General features: G+C 61.1%; 18 protein-coding genes and 1 tRNA gene. 9 read left to right on the top strand and 10 right to left on the bottom strand.

The window, feature by feature from the left end; genetic code table 11:
* A tRNA-Tyr gene (locus FZX09_RS11650) sits at positions 1 to 82 on the bottom strand.
* Positions 83 to 166: 84 nt separating this feature from the next.
* On the opposite strand from FZX09_RS11650, the gene aroQ reads away from it, so the two are divergent.
* Positions 167 to 607 carry a type II 3-dehydroquinate dehydratase gene (gene aroQ, locus FZX09_RS11645; RefSeq protein ID WP_226403045.1) on the top strand — a complete coding sequence of 147 codons (441 nt, stop codon included), beginning with the start codon at positions 167 to 169 and terminating at the stop codon, positions 605 to 607.
* Positions 604 to 1,251, top strand: coding sequence for a tRNA-(ms[2]io[6]A)-hydroxylase (locus FZX09_RS11640; RefSeq protein ID WP_226403043.1), 648 nt, complete (start codon positions 604 to 606; stop codon positions 1,249 to 1,251). The genes aroQ and FZX09_RS11640 overlap by 4 nt, the downstream gene beginning before the upstream one ends.
* Here the strand turns inward: FZX09_RS11640 and FZX09_RS11635 are convergent.
* Both FZX09_RS11635 and FZX09_RS11630 read right to left on the bottom strand, forming a co-directional pair.
* Positions 1,239 to 2,915: a SulP family inorganic anion transporter gene (locus FZX09_RS11635; protein WP_226403041.1), complete on the bottom strand. Its 1,677-nt coding sequence runs from the start codon at positions 2,913 to 2,915 to the stop codon at positions 1,239 to 1,241. The two genes, FZX09_RS11640 and FZX09_RS11635, sit on opposite strands and share 13 nt — an antisense overlap.
* 1 nt (position 2,916) lies before the next feature.
* Positions 2,917 to 3,327, bottom strand: a complete 411-nt coding sequence (locus FZX09_RS11630) for a vitamin K epoxide reductase (protein ID WP_226403039.1) — start codon at positions 3,325 to 3,327, stop codon at positions 2,917 to 2,919.
* Positions 3,328 to 3,443: 116 nt separating this feature from the next.
* Between FZX09_RS11630 and FZX09_RS11625 the strand changes: the two genes are divergently transcribed.
* The 4 genes from FZX09_RS11625 to FZX09_RS11610 are packed head-to-tail and all read left to right on the top strand — an operon-like array spanning position 3,444 to position 8,245.
* A complete protein-coding gene (locus FZX09_RS11625; protein ID WP_226403037.1) occupies positions 3,444 to 4,400 on the top strand; it encodes a DnaJ C-terminal domain-containing protein in 957 nt (318 codons plus the stop codon).
* Positions 4,401 to 4,439: 39 nt separating this feature from the next.
* Positions 4,440 to 5,441, top strand: coding sequence for a porphobilinogen synthase (gene hemB, locus FZX09_RS11620; protein ID WP_226403035.1), 1,002 nt, complete (start codon positions 4,440 to 4,442; stop codon positions 5,439 to 5,441).
* 4 nt (positions 5,442 to 5,445) lie between these two features.
* A complete protein-coding gene (locus FZX09_RS11615) occupies positions 5,446 to 5,844 on the top strand; it encodes a VOC family protein (RefSeq protein WP_226403033.1) in 399 nt (132 codons plus the stop codon).
* The gene (locus FZX09_RS11610) at positions 5,807 to 8,245 is read left to right on the top strand and encodes an endonuclease MutS2 (protein WP_226403031.1); all 2,439 of its coding nucleotides are present in this window, start codon (positions 5,807 to 5,809) and stop codon (positions 8,243 to 8,245) included. The genes FZX09_RS11615 and FZX09_RS11610 overlap by 38 nt, the downstream gene beginning before the upstream one ends.
* Positions 8,246 to 8,267: 22 nt before the next feature.
* On the opposite strand, the gene FZX09_RS11605 is transcribed toward FZX09_RS11610, so the two are convergent.
* Entirely contained in the window at positions 8,268 to 9,446 is a 1,179-nt protein-coding gene (locus tag FZX09_RS11605; protein WP_226403029.1) for an ABC transporter ATP-binding protein, read from the bottom strand.
* Positions 9,447 to 9,504: 58 nt separating this feature from the next.
* On the opposite strand from FZX09_RS11605, the gene obgE reads away from it, so the two are divergent.
* Complete coding sequence (gene obgE / locus FZX09_RS11600) at positions 9,505 to 10,494, top strand: GTPase ObgE (protein WP_226403027.1); 990 nt, start codon at positions 9,505 to 9,507, stop codon at positions 10,492 to 10,494.
* A 92-nt stretch (positions 10,495 to 10,586) separates the two neighbouring features.
* A complete protein-coding gene (locus FZX09_RS11595) occupies positions 10,587 to 10,769 on the top strand; it encodes a hypothetical protein (RefSeq protein ID WP_226403025.1) in 183 nt (60 codons plus the stop codon).
* A gap of 30 nt (positions 10,770 to 10,799) precedes the next feature.
* Here FZX09_RS11595 and FZX09_RS11590 read toward each other — a convergent pair whose 3' ends face one another.
* From FZX09_RS11590 to FZX09_RS11575, 4 genes are all read right to left on the bottom strand, one after another.
* Complete coding sequence (locus FZX09_RS11590) at positions 10,800 to 11,018, bottom strand: CP12 domain-containing protein (RefSeq protein WP_226403023.1); 219 nt, start codon at positions 11,016 to 11,018, stop codon at positions 10,800 to 10,802.
* Between the two features lie 138 nt (positions 11,019 to 11,156).
* Entirely contained in the window at positions 11,157 to 13,058 is a 1,902-nt protein-coding gene (locus FZX09_RS11585; protein ID WP_226403021.1) for an ABC-F family ATP-binding cassette domain-containing protein, read from the bottom strand.
* Positions 13,055 to 13,693: a DUF2301 domain-containing membrane protein gene (locus FZX09_RS11580; protein WP_226403019.1), complete on the bottom strand. Its 639-nt coding sequence runs from the start codon at positions 13,691 to 13,693 to the stop codon at positions 13,055 to 13,057. Before FZX09_RS11580 ends, FZX09_RS11585 begins: the two co-directional genes overlap by 4 nt.
* Entirely contained in the window at positions 13,690 to 14,664 is a 975-nt protein-coding gene (locus FZX09_RS11575; RefSeq protein WP_226403017.1) for a glutathione S-transferase C-terminal domain-containing protein, read from the bottom strand. The genes FZX09_RS11580 and FZX09_RS11575 overlap by 4 nt, the downstream gene beginning before the upstream one ends.
* A 70-nt stretch (positions 14,665 to 14,734) precedes the next feature.
* On the opposite strand from FZX09_RS11575, the gene FZX09_RS11570 reads away from it, so the two are divergent.
* Complete coding sequence (locus tag FZX09_RS11570) at positions 14,735 to 15,649, top strand: aspartoacylase (protein ID WP_226403015.1); 915 nt, start codon at positions 14,735 to 14,737, stop codon at positions 15,647 to 15,649.
* On the opposite strand, the gene FZX09_RS11565 is transcribed toward FZX09_RS11570, so the two are convergent.
* Together FZX09_RS11565 and FZX09_RS11560 are read right to left on the bottom strand one after the other, a co-directional pair.
* Positions 15,646 to 15,972, bottom strand: a complete 327-nt coding sequence (locus FZX09_RS11565; RefSeq protein WP_226403013.1) for a hypothetical protein — start codon at positions 15,970 to 15,972, stop codon at positions 15,646 to 15,648. The two genes, FZX09_RS11570 and FZX09_RS11565, sit on opposite strands and share 4 nt — an antisense overlap.
* Positions 15,973 to 15,999: 27 nt before the next feature.
* Complete coding sequence (locus tag FZX09_RS11560) at positions 16,000 to 16,146, bottom strand: hypothetical protein (protein WP_226403011.1); 147 nt, start codon at positions 16,144 to 16,146, stop codon at positions 16,000 to 16,002.
* Positions 16,147 to 16,365: the final 219 nt, after the last annotated feature.

The following is a 16,365-nucleotide window of genomic DNA, read 5'->3' as shown; positions in this document are numbered from 1 at the left end:
TGGGCCGGGTTGGATTTGAACCAACGTAGGCAGAGCCAGCGGATTTACAGTCCGCCCCCATTAACCACTCGGGCACCGACCCGAACCACACCGCAAGAACTTACCAGTCGGGGTGTCCTTTCCCATGATCTCGATACGATCTGGCGAACTGAAGCAGCCTCCAGCCATGCACGTTCTGCTGCTGAACGGTCCGAATCTGAACCTGTTGGGCCAGCGTGAGCCTGGGATCTATGGCCAATCCTCTCTGGCCGACATCGAAGCGACGCTGACCAGGGAGGCGGCACAAGAATCTGTGCAGCTGGACTGCTTTCAGAGCAATTTCGAAGGTGCCCTGGTGGACCGGATTCACCAGGCCATGGGCCGATGCGATGGGATCTTGATCAACGCTGGGGCCTACACCCACACGTCCATCGCCATCCGTGATGCCCTGGCTGGCGTCGCGATCCCCTACGTCGAATTGCATCTCAGCAACACCCATGCCCGGGAAAAGTTCCGCCATCACTCGTTTCTGGCTGAGCGCGCTGTGGGTGTGATCTGCGGCTTCGGACCCGCCAGTTACAGCCTTGCCTTGAAAGGATTGCTCAGCTACCTCAGGCCGAACGTATGACCCTCATCGTTCCTTCGAAAACGGTCGCCTCGATCCGCTGGTTGGCTGCGCCCACCATTTGGAGCTGGGTGGAGCAGGCCAATGCCCGGCCGATGGAGGTGCTGATCGATCACGCCCACTGCGAACGCAAGGCTGCGGGGGCTGCGGTACAAATGATGTTCCGCTATCTCTGCGAACAGGGTCTGGGCGAAGCCCTCAGCCCTCTGGCGCGTGAAGAACTGGAGCACTTCGAGCAAGTTCTTGCTCTGATCAAGGCGCGGGGGCGCTACTTGGAACCGCTGCCTTCCCCAGGCTATGGCGCTGATCTCGCCCGGCAGATCCGTAAAGGTGAGCCGCAAAGAATGCTCGACTCCCTCCTGGTGGCCGGTCTGATCGAAGCCCGCAGCCATGAGCGAATGGCTCTGCTGGCCGAGCACAGTCCGGATCCCCAGTTGAGGGCGCTTTACAGCGATCTGCTGGCGAGTGAAGCCCGCCACTTCGGCTTGTATTGGGTGCTGTGTGAGCAGCGCTACCCGCGGGAGCTGGTTGTCGACCGCCTTGAAGTGCTGGCCCGGGCTGAAGTGAAGGCGCTGGAGGGGGAGTTGGCACGCCCTGAAGATGTGCGGATGCATTCCTGCGGGGTGGACTCCAGTCAGATCAGCTGAGCGGCCTCCTGCAAGGCATTCAGCCTGGAAGGCCGGAGCACACCCTCCACACCGAATTGCCGCAGCCGTTGTTCAAGGGCCTGATTGGCACCGGCGATGAACAGGGTGCGGCCCGCTGATCGTGCTTCCTCCACCATGCGTTCAATCGCCAGGGTCGCTGTTACCCCGATGCGAGGCACGTCGGTGAGGTCAAGGATCAGCACGCTGTAGCCGTGGATCAACCCCATCCGGGCACTTATTCCTTTGGCGGCGCCAAAACTCAGAGGGCCGCGCAGGCGGAACAGCATCAAGGCTTTGCCGCAGCGGAGCATCAGGGCTTCCTCCTCCGAGGAGAGATTGGCGTGTCGTGCCTCTGTGGCATCGGAAGGGTTGTCCTGCTCCATCCCCTCCAGTTGAGACCGCGTGATCGAATCAACGGTCAACAGGTTGGCGACGAACATCCCCACCAGAACGCCCCAGATCAGGTCCCAGAACACCGTCATCAACAGCACCGCGTACATCAGCGCGGCCGTTTTCGCTGACAGGCGATGGGCGCGGAGCAGAAAGCCCCAGTCGATGATGTCGAGGCCGACTTTGATCAGGATTCCCGCCAGCAGCGCTGTGGGGATCTGTGCTGCCAGAGGGCCCGCCCCCAGCAGCACGAGAAGCAGCACCAGGGAATGGGTCATGCCCGACCAGGGGGTCTGACCACCGGATTTGATGTTGATCACCGTTCGCATGGTGGCTCCGGCACCGGGAAGACCCGAGAGAAACCCAGCCGCGGTGTTGGCGATGCCCTGGCCGATTAGTTCACGGTTGGAGTCGTGATTGGTCTGGGTGATGTTGTCGGCCACCAGGGAGGTGAGCAATGAGTCGATGGCCCCGAGCAGGGCGAGAACCATGCCGGCTTTCACCAGCTCCGGCAGGTGTTGGCTGAAATCGGGAAACACCAGTTGCAAGCCGCCTTCCGGGATTGCACCGATCCGGGCGATGGGTTCAAGGCCCAGTTCCAGTAGCCGGTTGTCGTTGAACAGCACCACCGATAAGGGCGTCACGATCAGCAGCGCCAGCAGAGGCGTTGGCACCCACTGACGGATGCGCAGGGGGGTCAGGAACACCATGGTGAGTGTCATTAATCCAACGGCGAGCGCTGCTGGGTTCCAGCTGGGTGCCTCGATTAGTGAACTCAGGGACCCGATCACGCCGCCCCGGGTGCTCACCCCGATGAAGGGCCCGAGTTGCAGCACCAGGATGATGAAACCGATCCCCGACATGAAGCCGGAGACCACTGAATAGGGCACCAGGGTGATGAAGCGCCCTAGCCGCAGCACCCCGAGCAGGGCTTCAAACACACCACCGATCACCACAGCGGCCATCACCAACGGCAGCATCTCCCCGGCATTGAGATCTCGACTGATGCCGATGGCGGCCAAGCTCGAGACGATCCCCGCCACGGTGACGCTCATCGGTCCGGTGGGTCCGCTTACCTGAGCGGGAGTTCCCCCGAGCAGGGCTGCCAGGAATCCGGTGACGATTGCCCCATACAGGCCGTAGATGGCGCCGCCCGGGCCAAGGGCGGCATTGCCGAAGGCCAGGGCGAGGGGCAGGGCGACAACGGCTGCTGTCAATCCTCCTAGGAGGTCGCCTCGGATGTTGCGCTGATGCAGACCGTGAATCAGTGCCATCTCAGTTCAAGCCACTCCAGCGGCTCAGGGCTTCCAAGGACTGAACTCCAACTTTCTGGCGTCCATCGGGGAGAACCCAGGTGGGGTAGGCCCGGATCTCTGCGGCGTTGCAGGCTTCGGCTTGATCCGGTAGCTGCTTCGGCTTGTGGCACTCCACATAGGGCAGGTCCGCGCCGGCCTGTTTGCCGAAAAGGTTCATCTGCTTGAAGCAGGCCGGGCAGGTCCAAGCGCCGTAAAACCTGGCCTCAACCGCCTTCAGATGCTGCGGCAGTTCAAGGGCCTGGGGGCTGGAGTCGCGTAGGGGCTCTCCGATCGTTCTGGTCCAGGGAGCTGCCGATACCGGTGGGCCACCGCTAGCTCCGCCAGCTGCGACCAGCACGCTTGCCAGCAGGGATGAAGCCGTGCTCCTCATGCTGATCCAGCGGTTGGTCTGAAGCTAGGTCGCATTGATGCGTTCGGGCTTCCCTCCATGCGGAAGCAACAACGCAACCCCCGTTGCGGTGAAACTGGAATCACCACTGAATGGGTATGGCAGGCAGCGGATACAAGGATTATTTCCAGGTGCTCGGTGTCGATCGCAGCGCCGACGCCAACGCCATCAAGAAAGCCTTTCGCAGCCTGGCGCGCCGATACCACCCTGACGTCAACCCCGGTGATGCCCAGGCTGAAGCGCGGTTCAAGGAGATCAGTGAGGCCTACGAAGTGCTCTCCGATCCTGAGAAACGGCGTCGTTATGAGCAATTTGGCCAGTATTGGAATCAGGCCGGCGGCATGGGCGGGGGAGCATCCCCCGGTATGGATGTTGACTTCGGTCGCTACGGCAATTTCGACGATTTCATCAACGACCTGTTGGGCCGTTTCGGTGGACCGGCCGGTGGTGGTTTCCCTGGGGGTGGATTCGCAGGCGGCGGTTTCCCCCGTGGTGCCCAGGCTTCACGCGCTCCGGTGAATCTGGATGCCGAAGCTTCAGTGAATGTGATGTTTGCGGAGGCCTTTCGCGGTGGCGAACGCAGCCTCTCGGTCAATAACGAGCGCGTTCAGGTGCGCATCCCTGCAGGGGTGAAGAACGGCTCGCGTCTGCGTTTGAAGGGCAAGGGCAATCTGCAACCGGGAACCGGACGGCGGGGCGACCTCTATCTCAACCTCAAGGTTCAGGAGCACCCGATCTGGCGCCTAGAGTCGGATCAGCTGCGGGCCGATCTGCCCGTCAGCCTCGATGAACTGGCCCTTGGAGGCATGGTCTCGGTGATGACTCCCGATGGTGATGCCCAGGTCAGCATTCCGGCCGGTACCGCCCCGGGCCGCAGCCTGCGGTTGAAGGGTAAAGGCTGGCCTTCGAACACCGGTCGCGGTGATCTCCTGCTCACGCTGACGCTGGCCATACCGCCCTCATGGAGTGAGGAGGAGCGTCGCTTACTCGAGCAGTTGCGTGCCATCCGCACCGACCATCCTCGTCAAGAGTGGCTTCGTTCGGCGGCCCTCTGATCGGGTGACCCTTACGATCACCCCTTGTGTTTGGGTCTGATGGAGCTCACCTACCGCCCCCGTCGTCTTCGGCGTACGCCCGCCCTACGCGCCATGGTGCGTGAGCACAGCCTCTCGGCTGCAGACTTCATCTATCCCCTCTTTGTGCATGAAGGCACTGAGGTGGAGCCGATCGGTGCCATGCCTGGTGCCAGCCGTTGGAGCCTGGCAGCCCTCACCGGCGAAGTGCAGCGTGCTTACGACCTGGGGGTGCGTTGCATCGTTCTCTTCCCGAAGGTCTCTGAGGGGCTGAAGACCGAAGACGGGGCTGAATGCTTCAACGACAATGGCCTCATTCCGCGGGCGATCCGTCAGATTAAGGAAGCCATTCCTCAGATGGCGATCATGACCGACGTCGCCCTGGATCCCTACTCCTGCGATGGTCATGACGGGATCGTCAGTCAGGACGGCGTGGTCCTCAACGACGAGACAATTGAACTGCTCTGCAAGCAGGCCGTTGTGCAGGCTGAAGCGGGCGCTGATCTGATCGGTCCCAGCGACATGATGGACGGTCGGGTCGGTGCCATCCGGGAAGCCCTCGACGATGAAGGCTTCGAACATGTGGGCATCATCAGCTACACGGCGAAGTACTCCTCCGCTTACTACGGACCCTTCCGCGAGGCCCTCGACTCCGCCCCTCGTGCCGCCGGCAGCAAGCCGATCCCTAAAAACAAAGACACCTATCAGATGGATCCCGCCAATGCTCGGGAAGCTATTACAGAAGCCCAGCTCGATGAGCAGGAGGGCGCCGACATCATGATGGTGAAGCCTGGTTTGGCCTATCTCGACATCATCCACCGTCTGCGCGAGGAGTCAGAACTCCCCATCGCTGCGTACAACGTGAGTGGTGAGTATTCGATGGTGAAGGCCGCGGCCGAGCGGGGCTGGATTGATGAAAAGGCTGTCGTGCTGGAGACCTTGCTGAGCTTCAAGCGCGCCGGTGCCGATCTGATCCTCACGTACCACGCCTGCGATGCAGCGGCTTGGTTGAAGGAGGCCTGATCCGATGGCAACAGCCGATCAACCCAATGGTGTGGATCGTCTCGGTCACGTTGCGATTCGCGTTGAGAACGTCGATCGGGCTGTTGCTTTCTACACCGATCTGGGCATGCGTCTGGTCTGGCGCGCCGCCGATTGGTGCTATCTGGAAGCGGGGGAAGGACGCGACGGGCTCGCCTTATTAGGCCCGAATTACAAGGCCGCTGGCCCACATTTCGCCTTCCATTTCCGCGATCGTAGGGAGGTCGATGTGATTCACGACCGTCTCAAAGCGCAGGGTGTGCACGTTGGTGCCGTCCATGACCACCGCGACGGCACGGCGTCTTTTTATCTGAAAGACCCGGAAGGCAACTGGCTCGAAATGCTTTATGAACCCCCCGGTGGCATCCCCTCCAACTGCAATTGACTTGAGTCAAGAGGCGGATAGGGCTCAGCAAGAAACCCTTGAACTGCTTGAGTGGCATCGGGTCTGTGAACATCTCAGCGGTTTTGCCAGCACCGGCATGGGTCGTGATGCGGCCAGGGCTCAATCGCTGCCGGCCAGCCTGGACGAGTCGAAAAAACGCCTGGCCGAGACCGTTGAAATGGCGGTGCTCGATGACCTCACCGAAGGGGGACTCAGCTTCCGCGGCGTGCAGGACCTCGAGCCCGTGGTGCTGCGCTGCAGCAAGGGTGGTGTGGCCTCCGGTGAAGAGCTGCTGGCCGCGGCGGAAACGCTGGCAGCGGCCCGTCGCTTGCGCCGTCAGATCGACGACCCCGATCTACGCCCGGTGTGCACCGCGTTGATTGAAACGATGGTGACGCTGCCGGAGTTGGAGCAGCGGCTCAAATTTGCACTCGAAGATGGAGGCCGCGTTGCTGATCGAGCCAGCTCGGCGTTGTCGGCGCTGCGGCATCAATGGAACGGGCTGCGCCAGGAGCGTCGCGACAAACTTCAGGAGTTGCTGCGGCGCCTGGCCCCATCTCTGCAGGACAGTGTGATCGCCGAGCGCCATGGCCGTCCTGTTTTGGCGGTGAAGGCCGGTGCGGTGAGCCAGGTGCCCGGCCAGGTTCACGACAGTTCGGCCTCAGGCAGCACCCTCTTTGTGGAACCCCGCTCGGTGCTCACGATGGGCAACAAGCTGGTGGAGCTGGAGTCGCGCATCCGCGATGAGGAAAGGAAGGTGTTGGTGGAGCTAAGTGCTCTGGTGGCTGAAGAGGCGTCCGCCCTCAACCAGCTTGTGGCGGTGCTGCGCAAGCTTGATCTTGCGCTGGCCCGCGGGCGTTACGGCCGCTGGCTTGGCGGAGTGGAGCCGCAGCTTGAGCCCGCAGCGGAGGCTCCGTTTCGCTTTTCAGGTTTGCGGCACCCACTGTTGGTGTGGCAGCACAAGCGGGCAGATGGGCCGCCCGTGGTTCCCATTTCGGTGGAGGTGTCGCCGGAGCTGCGGGTGGTCGCGATCACTGGGCCGAACACCGGCGGCAAAACGGTCACCCTGAAAAGCATCGGCCTTGCTGCACTGATGGCCCGCGCCGGCATGCTCTTGCCCTGTTCAGGGCAACCCTCCCTGCCCTGGTGTGCCCAGGTTCTGGCGGACATCGGAGATGAGCAATCCCTCCAGCAGAGCTTGTCCACCTTCAGCGGCCATGTGAAGCGCATCGGGCGGATTCTTGAGGCGCTGCAGCGCGGTAGTGCCCCTGCCCTGGTGCTGTTGGATGAGGTGGGTGCCGGAACGGATCCCAGCGAGGGAACGGCTTTGGCCACGGCTTTGCTTAAGGCTCTTGCCGATCGGGCCCGGCTCACGATTGCCACCACCCATTTTGGAGAACTCAAGGCCCTCAAATACGACGACGCTCGTTTTGAGAATGCCTCTGTGGCCTTCAATTCTGAAACGCTATCTCCCACCTACGAATTGCTGTGGGGAATTCCAGGACGCAGCAATGCGCTGGCGATCGCGACGCGCCTGGGGCTCAATTCGGATGTGCTTCACCAGGCCCAGCAGCTTCTGGCTCCAGGGGGTGATGGTGAGGTGAACAGTGTGATCCGCGGCTTGGAGGAGCAACGGCAGCGCCAACAGGCCGCGGCAGAAGACGCTGCAGCACTGTTGGCACGCACTGAGCTGTTGCACGAGGAGTTGCTGCAGCGCTGGCACAAGCAAAAGCAGCAGACCGCGCAACACCAGGAGCAGGGCCGTCAACGCTTGGAGCAGTCCATCCGCCAAGGCCAGAAGGAAGTTCGCACCCTGATTCGCCGCCTGCGTGATGATCGCGCCGATGGGGAAACCGCGCGGCGGGCTGGGCAACGGTTACGCAGCTTGGAGGACCATCATCGCCCCACCCCTGAACGACGTGCACCCAAGCCGGGCTGGCGTCCGGCGGTAGGCGATCGCGTGCGCTTGCTGGCCCTCGGCAAGGCTGCGGATGTGTTGGTCATCTCCGATGACGGCCTCCAGCTGACGGTCCGTTGCGGGGTGATGCGCACCACGGTGGATCTGGCGGCGGTGGAAAACCTGGATGGTCGTAAGCCCGAGCCGCCTCCAAAGCCGGTGGTGAAGGTGCAAGCCCGTTCAGCTGTCGTCGGTGGTGCACAGGTGCGCACCAGTCGCAACACTCTTGATGTGCGTGGAATGCGGGTGCATGAGGCCGAAGCAGCGGTTGAGGAATGCCTGCGCAGTGCCAATGGCCCGGTTTGGGTGATCCATGGCATTGGCACGGGCAAGCTCAAGCGCGGCCTGCGCGCCTGGCTGGAAACTGTGCCCTACGTGGAAAGGGTGACCGATGCTGAACAAGGGGACGGTGGACCTGGCTGCAGCGTTGTCTGGGTGCGCTGAGTTGGTTCAACCCTTTCAGTGGCTAACGGATCGCTTCTCCAGCCGCATCAAACAACCGCCAGCCTGTGGGGTCAGGGTTGAGGTTGATGGCATCGCCAGTGTTGATGTTGATCTCCGCTGAACATCTGACTTGGATCAGTTGATCGCAATCCAGGAGCCGACAGCTGAGAATCTGTTCATTGCCCAGACGCTCACAATGGTTCACCTCGGCTTGGTGGTTTCGGTTCGTTGCCGGTGCCAGATGCCAGTGTTCAGGTCTCAAACCCGCGGTGAGATGTTGGCCTTCTCGTTGAAGTAAAGGTTCGACCATTTCGCCTTCAATTTGAATTCGTTTGCGCCCCAAGTTCAGCGTCGCATTGGGTCCCACCGTGACCGGCAATAAGCCCATCGATGGGCTGCCAATGAATTGGGCGACGAAGATGTTGGAGGGCCACTTGTATAACTCCATTGGTGTCCCCAGTTGTTGCAAGCGCCCTTGGTTCAACACCGCGATGCGATCACCCATCGTCATTGCTTCCACCTGATCATGGGTGACATAAATCGTTGTTGTTCCCAGTTCTCGCTGCAGCTCGACGATTCTTTTGCGCGTGCTCGTTCTGAGTTTGGCGTCAAGATTGCTCAGCGGTTCATCCATCAAGAACACCTCTGGATTGCGCGCCATGGCGCGTCCGAGGGCGACCCGTTGTTTCTGTCCGCCTGAGAGTTCCTTCGGCCTTCTGTTGAGCAATTCCGTTAGTTCCAGAGATTTGGCAACGGTGTTCACCCTGGATTCAATTCGTTCTTCTCTTGCCGACCGCACCCTCAGTGGTTTGGGCAACGCGCGCGTGGATCGAAAGGCTTGGTCTTGGATCCGCTGGAATGTTGACCTTGCCTGGCTTCTGCGCAGTCCGAAGCTGAGGTTGTCCCGCACGCTGAGATGTGGGTAAAGCGCATAGCTCTGGAACACCATGGCGACGTTGCGGCGCGCCGGCGGCACATCGCTGATGGGCCGTGGTCCGATTCTGATGTCGCCGTTGGTTGGATTGTCGAGACCGGCGAGGAGTCTCAGCAAGGTGCTTTTGCCGCACCCCGAGGGACCGACAAGCACCAAAAACTCGCCGTCGTTGATCGTCAGATTCAACTGACGAATCACATCAACCGGATCCCCACCGCCGCGTCCTGGAAAGGTCTTGCTGAGGTCTTCGAAACGGACGCCGGCCAACGGCAGAGCTGCAGCGGCTGAATCCTAGGGTTAATGACTGGATTGAGCCGGAAGCACCGTGCAGTTCATCGATCAGGCACGGATCACGGTCCGAGGCGGTCGCGGCGGCGATGGCATCGCTGCATTTCGGCGTGAAAAGTATGTGCCGGCTGGAGGGCCCTCCGGAGGTGACGGCGGTTGTGGGGCTCCCGTGGTTCTCGAGGCCGATAGCAATCTGCAAACCCTTCTCGACTTCAAATACAAACGCCTGTTCGCTGCCGACGACGGGCGACGCGGTGGCCCAAATAAATGCACCGGTGCATCCGGGAAAGACCTGGTGATCAAGGTCCCTTGCGGCACTGAGGTGCGCCATCTGCGCACTGGCATTCTTCTAGGCGACCTCACAGCGCCGGGGGAACGTCTCACCGTTGCCTTTGGAGGACGAGGTGGTCTTGGCAATGCCCATTACCTGAGCAACCGCAACCGCGCGCCGGAGAAATTCACCGAGGGCCGAGAGGGTGAGGAATGGCCCCTGCAGCTGGAACTCAAGTTGCTGGCTGAAGTCGGCATCATTGGTCTTCCCAATGCAGGCAAGAGCACCCTGATCGCCGTGCTGTCGGCAGCGCGACCCAAGATTGCCGATTACCCCTTCACCACTCTGGTCCCCAACCTTGGTGTTGTGCGCCGTCCCAGTGGAGATGGAACCGTTTTCGCAGACATTCCAGGCTTGATTGAAGGTGCTGCCCAGGGTGCTGGGCTTGGCCACGACTTTCTGCGCCATATCGAACGCACCCGATTATTGATTCACCTCGTGGACGCTGGATCCGAGGATCCCGTGGCTGACCTGAACGTCGTCCAGCAGGAGCTGGAGGCCTATGGCCACGGTCTTGTTGATCGACCACGTTTGTTGGTGATCAACAAGCAGGAGTTGGTGTCAGAGGAGGATCTCCCCACGTTGCGAGAAAACCTTGAAGCGGCAAGTGGTCGTCCCGTGCTCTGCATTTCTGCAGCGATGGCAACCAACCTCGATCAGTTGTTGGCCGAAACCTGGGCCGAGCTCGGGGTGTGAGCTGAGCTCCAGACAATCTTCATGTGATCAGCCACATCGATGCTTGTGGGCTGATCAGATGAGAGCCATAACGAGAATGTCTCTCCCATGACATGACCTTTTACACCTGTCTTGACAACAAAGGCGACGTGATTGCCCGGTGCCAAACGAAAGAGGCTGTTGCTGTGCTTCAACGCATGGGACGCCCCATCGCTGAAGTGAAGGCGATGCGTCACGAAGAGGCTGTCGTCTGCAGCCTGACCGGCAGCCCTTCTGACTACAACGAGGACTACTGAGCCTTCGTTGGTGTTACCACATTCGTTGGATCAGTCGTCGTAGACGCGGCACTCATCAGCATCGGGATTGGCCTCGCAATGCAGCTCCAGAGAGGTGGGGTCGTGGCTGTCGCCGGGGTGGTGATCCTTGTATTCCTCTAGTGACTTCAGCTCATCGGTGAGGTGACGAACCTTGGCCTCGTCTCCAGCTGCTTTGGCAGCTTCAATTTCCGATTGATCCTGCTGGATGTGTTCGTCGATGGACTTCATGAATTCAGACCGTGGCCTGAAGGCACTTTACGGCGATTTATCGGTTTTGGAGTGTTGGAATCCCGCCACCTGACCATCCGACAACAATGATCTGAAGTGGCGGTAGCCGTGGCTACAACCATGGCTCCAGATCATTGTTCAGGGCTTCAATTCGCTGAGTTCCAGCCAGCGTTCTTCGGCCTTATCGATGCAGGAGATCAGATCAGCCAAGTCAAGGCTCAGCTTGGCCATGTCAGCGCCCTCTTGGGTCATCTGTTGTTCCAGGTCCTCTTTCTTCAGCTCCAGCTCAGGCAGTTGTTGATCAAGAGCCGCAAGCTCCTTGTTTTCCTTGAAGTTTCGACGCCGTGGACCGTCGCGCTTGGTATCGCGGCTGCGCTCTGGTTTTGGTGTGGAGGGTTTGCTCGCCTGGGTTTGGCTGCGTTCTTCCTGACGCTGCTGCTCTAGAAACGCGCTGTAGTTCCCTTCAAACCGATTGAGCCGTCCTTGGTCGAAACAGAACAGACGATCAACGGTGCGATCGAGGAAGTAGCGGTCGTGGGAAACAACGATCACGCAGCCCCGGAAGTCCTCAAGAAAGTCTTCGAGAACGCTGAGGGTCTGAACATCCAGATCGTTTGTGGGTTCGTCCAACAGCAACACGTTGGGCGCCTGGATCAGCATCCGGCAGAGGGTGAGGCGGCGACGCTCGCCTCCGGAGAGCTTGGCCAAGGGGCTGTGCTGCTGGGCTGGTGGAAACAAAAAGCGTTCCAGAAGCTGGGATGCGGTGACCTGTTCTCCCCCCAGATCGATCCGGCTGGCGGCTTCTTCCACGAATTCGATCACTTTCCGATCGAGCCCCTTGCCTTCGTTGAAGGCTTCGGTGTGCTGGTCCAGATAGCCGATGTGAACGGTCTCCCCAACGAGCAGGCTGCCCTGGGTGGGCTCGCGCCGACCGGCGATGAGATCAAGCAGGGTGGATTTGCCGCTGCCGTTGGGGCCGATAATGCCGATTCGGTCTTCAGGGCTGAAGCTGTAGCTGAAGCCATCGAGGAGTGGGCGGCCACCCTGGTTGCCATCGGCTGTGACGCCAACGGCCTCGGCTTCGATCACCTGTTTGCCGATGCGCCGGCCGATGCCGGTCATCTCCAGCTTTGCTTTGGCCTGATTGGGTTTCTGCTCGCGCATCGCTTCGATGCGTTGCAGCCGCGCCTTCTGTTTGGTGCTGCGGGCCTTGGGGCCCTGGCGCAGCCATGCCAATTCGCGGCGAAGCACACTTTTGAACTTGGCCGCTGAGGCTGCTTCTGAGGCCTCTTCTTCTGCTTTGTGCTGAAGAAACGTGCTGTAGTTCCCCTGGTAGGTGCGGGCCTGGCCTCGGTCCACCTCCACCATCCGCCGTGTCACCCGATCGAGCACGTAGCGGTCATGGGTGACCAGCACTAGAGCACCGGGATAGCGATCCAGCCAGCTCTGCAGCCATTCCACAGCAGCGGCATCGAGGTGGTTGGTGGGCTCATCCAGCAGCAGCACATCGGGGCAGGCCACCAGGGCTGATGCCAGACCAACCCGTTTGCGGTAACCGCCGGAAAGGTCGTTGACCGGGCGCTGGAGATCGCTGATGCCCAATTTCTGCAGCACTTCCTGGCATTGCTGCTCCAGGCTCCAGGCTTCCTCTTCATCCATGCGTTGGCTGAGCTGACCCAGCTCCGCCATCAGCACTTCATTGCTGGGGTCTGCGGCAATGGCGTCGCTGAGGGCGCTGAAGCGCACCAGCAGATCCCGTTTGGCGCCGCAGCCCTCCAGCACCTGCTCCAGCACCGTGAGCCCCGGCGTGATCCGGCTCTCCTGACCCACCAGCTCCACCCGCAGCCGGGGAGAACAACGGCGTTCTCCCTCACCGAGGGGTTCCTTCCCCGCCAGAATCTTCAATAGCGTGGATTTGCCGGCTCCATTGGGGCCGATCAGGCCCAGCCGCTCGCCATCTCCGATGTGGAGGTCGAGACCGGAAAAGAGGGTGCGGATGCCGAAATCCTTGGCCGCACCCACCAGGCTGATCAGACTCACGGCGTATCAGCGGGCAGTTGACCGTCCAGATAAGCAAACACGCTCTTGTCGCCCACATCCGCTGCCGCATCCATCCCGAATTTGCGCAAGGCCAGCAGCACCAGCAGCAACGCTGCACTCTCCAGTAGAGCCAGGCAGAGGGGGCCATTGATTACCCCCATCAGATGCCCCAGCAGCGCTGCCGGCAGCAGCAAGGTGAGGCCGATGGCTTCAGGTCGTTGGAAGCAGAAAAACTCCTTGAAGCCGATGCCGGCCAAGGCGGCAAACAGCGGGCCGATGGCCATGATCCAGAGCGGCTGATCCCGGAGGGTGGAGAGTGCTTCGGTGGGGCCGGCCTGCAGCAGCAGTGCCCCCCAACCGACGCAACCGCCGAGCCAGAACAGTTGAAGGGCGCGGTGCAAGGGGCGGAGGTAGATGTGAATCCAGCGGAGCGCCAGGCCCAGGGCCGTGGCCATCGGCAGCATCCAGAGCCATGCCCAGGGGTTGTCGGTTTGCCACCACTGCAGCACTCCGGCGGCCAGGCTGAGGCCAGTGATCAATAGTGAGATTCGATAGGAATGCACCTCCTGGCGATCGGCAGCGGTGATCGCGTAAGTGCCATAGACACCTTCAAAGGTTGGATCTGCGCTGGTCATCCCGACGCTGCCGTGCTGTTCACCAGTGTGCTCAGGTCGGGACCAGCTGGAACGATCCCGCCGGGATTGAGGGGGAACAAGGCACCGAAGTAGTCGTGTCGCCAGGCGGTGCCGTCGCAGGTGTCCGCTACGCCCGGCAGGGCGTAAAAGCGTTGTCGCCACGCCCAGAGGTTCGGGTAGTGCCAGAGCGGGTGCCGACTGCAGCCAAACAGTGGGGCATAGACCAGCTCCCAGCGGATCAAGGTGGGGAACAGCCGCACGTCAGCCAAGGTCAGTGCTTTCCCGCACAGCCATGGACCATTGGTTGCGAGGCTTTGCTCCACCGCATCGAGGGCGGCAAAGAGATCGGCTTCAGCGCGATCGTAGGCCGCTTGGTTGCGGGCGAAACCGCAGCGGTAAACCCCATCGTTAATGGCAGGTTGCAGCTGCTGCTGCCAGGCCTGGATCTTGTCGGTTGATTCCGCCGGTGCCAGGTCAACAACCACGTCTTGATGGGGCCAGCGGTTCAACAGGTTCACCAGTGGAGCACTGTCATTGCCCAGCAGAGTGCGGTTTTTGGGATCCACCAGCACAGGCACGGTGGCCCGGTAGCTAGGGGGAGCGTCGCAGTGCTGATACAACTCCAGCAGCGTTTCGCACCCCTCCCAGGTTGGATTGAGGGCCCAGCGTCCAGCGTTGTGGTCTGCCTGTGCCATTAGGAGGGTGACGCTGTCGTGCAGATGGCGCAGCTGATGCACCAGCCAGGTGCGATGTGCCCAAGGGCAACTGCGTCCGATCACCAGCAGTGGTTGTTGGCCGGCGCTGCGCTGGAGCAGGTCTGCGGGGTTCAAGGCCGCCGGGGTGAGCGCATCGCTGCTTGGTCGGGTGTAATTGCCGGCCGCATCGGCTGGGCCCAGTCCACCCATGAGACGTTGCCATTGCCATCGCCAGCTGCGACGGGCGGCCGTGACCACGACAGGTGGGATCGACATGGCGTGGTTTGAATCGCTTTCATCCTCGCTGTGACTCATGCTTCAGTCAGAACTTGGTTCGCTGTGGTTCATGAGCAGCTGTGGCGTTCTCGTTGTGGCCGGCACCCATGGGAATGAGGTCAATGCTCCTTGGTTGCTGCAGCAGTGGCAGGCCAACCCTGATCTGATTGACGCTGCAGGTTTGGCGGTGCAGCAGGTGATCGGCAACCCGGAAGCGCTGCGCCGCCGCTGCCGTTACGTCGATCGTGACCTCAACCGCTGCTTCCTCCCAAAACAGTGGGAGCAGGGGGCCTCCGGCTTGGAATTCCAGCGTGCTGGGGAACTCCTGCAGTTGCACGGCCCCAGCGGCGATCAGCCCTGCGTTGTGGCCGTTGATCTGCACAGCACCACAGCGGCCATGGGAAATTCCCTGGTGGTCTACGGCCGACGCCCTCCTGATCTCGCCCTCGCGGCTTTGGTGCAGGGGGCTCTTGGTCTGCCGATTTATCTGCACGAAGCCGATGCTCAGCAAACTGGCTTTCTCGTGGAATCCTGGCCCTGCGGCCTGGTGATCGAGGTTGGCCCTGTGCCGCAAGGTCTGCTCAATGCCCGGGTCGTTGAACAAACCCGTCTTGGCTTGGAAACGTGTCTTAGGGCCGTGGATCAGGCGCGTCAGGGGTTAGCCCGGCTACCGGATGCTCTAGTGGTGCATCGCCACTTGGGGAGTCGCGATCTCCCGAAGTCGGAGAACGGAGAGCCGCAGGCCCTGGTTCATCCCGATCTGCAGGGGCGCGATTGGCAGGACATCGCCTCTACCAATCCCATGTTCCGGGCTGCGGATGGGACCGATCGTGGTGAGGGGTGGGTTGAAGGGGAGATTCCGGTGTTTGTGAACGAAGCGGCCTATGCGGAGAAAAGCATCGCTTTTTCCCTCACGCGCCGGGAGGTGTGGCCCGTGGAGCCCACCTGGCTGCCGGCCTTGCAGCAGCTGCTCGCTGCGGCTTAGCCGCAGGCCCATACACCTTTGCCTTCTTCAGAACAGATCAGATTGCTCGTCTGGCCATCAGCCCAATACATTCGCAATCGATCGTCCTCGGTGCCGATCCGCAGGGTTAGGGATCGCAGCGGGCCGGCTGGTGTCTTGCTGTCGGGATCGCCGGCAGGTGACCTGAGTGCTTGCAGCTCCTGCTCAAGCTGGATGATCCGTCGTTCCAGCTGTTCGATCGAAGCGTTTGCGCTTGGCTTGTCGTCGCTGGAGGGCACTACTCCACAGCTGCTGAGGCCAACTGAGCTCACCCCAATACAAACCAGAGCAATCAAACGCCGCATGGGCCAGTCCCGATTGGCCCCAGCCTCTCAGCAGAACTGGCCCTGGGCCAGTCGTTCACTCCAGTACACGGTGGCACCTTGAGCCTCCAGCTCCAGGCGCCTGTGACGGGCCTTGGTCAGAGGAACGGTTTCCTCCAAGCGATGGCCGGCTTGCATCCAGCGGATCAGAACCAAAAAGCGCCCTGGTGAGTCTCATGAATCTTAAGCCTTTTGGAAGCCTCGCTCACCTGTCCTGGGGCCCCTATTCGTTTGTTTCGCAATCTGTGGACACACAGCGCAAACTTACGTTACACTCGCAATCAGGCAGGGCTTTCCTGCCCTTCCTTAAACCGTTCCTTCGGGAACATTTCTTTCCGTTCTCATGACCACCACCCTCCAGCAGCGCTCCGGCGC

It is taken from the genome of Synechococcus sp. MU1643 (assembly GCF_020514095.1).
Taxonomy (GTDB): domain Bacteria; phylum Cyanobacteriota; class Cyanobacteriia; order PCC-6307; family Cyanobiaceae; genus Parasynechococcus.
The sequence above is the reverse complement of the archived record's forward strand: the minus strand, read 5'-3'. Positions and strand labels throughout refer to the sequence as shown.